This window comes from Frankia sp. CeCAU1 (genome assembly GCF_977971845.1).
On record NZ_CDWWXA010000099.1, the window covers coordinates 1 to 888 of the forward strand.

The 888-nt window shown below is 74.5% G+C and carries 1 protein-coding gene; it reads left to right on the top strand.

The window, feature by feature from the left end:
- A partial coding sequence (locus AC08OO_RS16470; RefSeq protein WP_476618729.1) for a transposase occupies window positions 1-888 on the top strand: 888 nt, incomplete at both ends.

Genomic DNA, 888 nt, shown 5'->3' on the forward strand with positions numbered 1-888 from the left:
CGGCGCCGCTGGACGCGGTCCGTCTCGGCCCCGACGACGACCTCACCACGGTGACCGCCGCCCAGGTCCGGGACGTGGTCGGCCGGCTCGCAGCCGTCGGCCACCACACCGCCGGTGATCCGAACATCCTCGTCGTGTTCGACGCCGGCTACGACGTCACCCGCCTGGCCTTCCTGCTGGCCGGCCTGCCCGTCGACCTCGTCGGCCGGCTGCGTTCCGACCGGGTCTTCCGCCTGCCCGTCCTCCCGCGGCCGCCGAAGGCGTCCGGTCGGCCACCACGGCACGGCCCCGAGCTGCCCCTGGCCGACCCGGCCAGCCTGCCCACCCCTACGGTCACCACGACCACCGAGACCCGCCGGTACGGCACCGCGGTCGCCACCTGCTGGGACCGGGCCCACCCCCGGCTGACCCGCCGTGGCGGATGGGAACACCACACCGGCCAGCTCCCGATCATCGAGGGCACCCTGATCCGCCTGCTCGTCGACCGCCTCCCGGGCGAACGGCGCCCGAAACCGGTCTGGTTGTGGCACTCCACCGTCGACGCCGGCAGCGCCGACGTCGACCGCGCCTGGCAGGCGTTCCTTCGAAGATTCGACCTGGAACACACCTTCCGCATGGTCAAGCAGACCCTGGGCTGGACCGCCCCGAAGATCAGGGACCCCGCCGCGGCGGACCGCTGGACCTGGCTTGTCCTCACCGCCTACACCCAGCTCCGGCTCGCCCGCGCGCTCACCACCGACCTGCGCCGCCCCTGGGAACGACCCGCCGAACCCACAAGGCTGACTCCGGCCCGTGCCCGCCGGGGATTCCGCAACCTCCGCCCGAAGACACCGCTACCGGCCCGCGCACCGAAACCCGCCCGACCCGGCCCCGGACGCCCACCCGGCC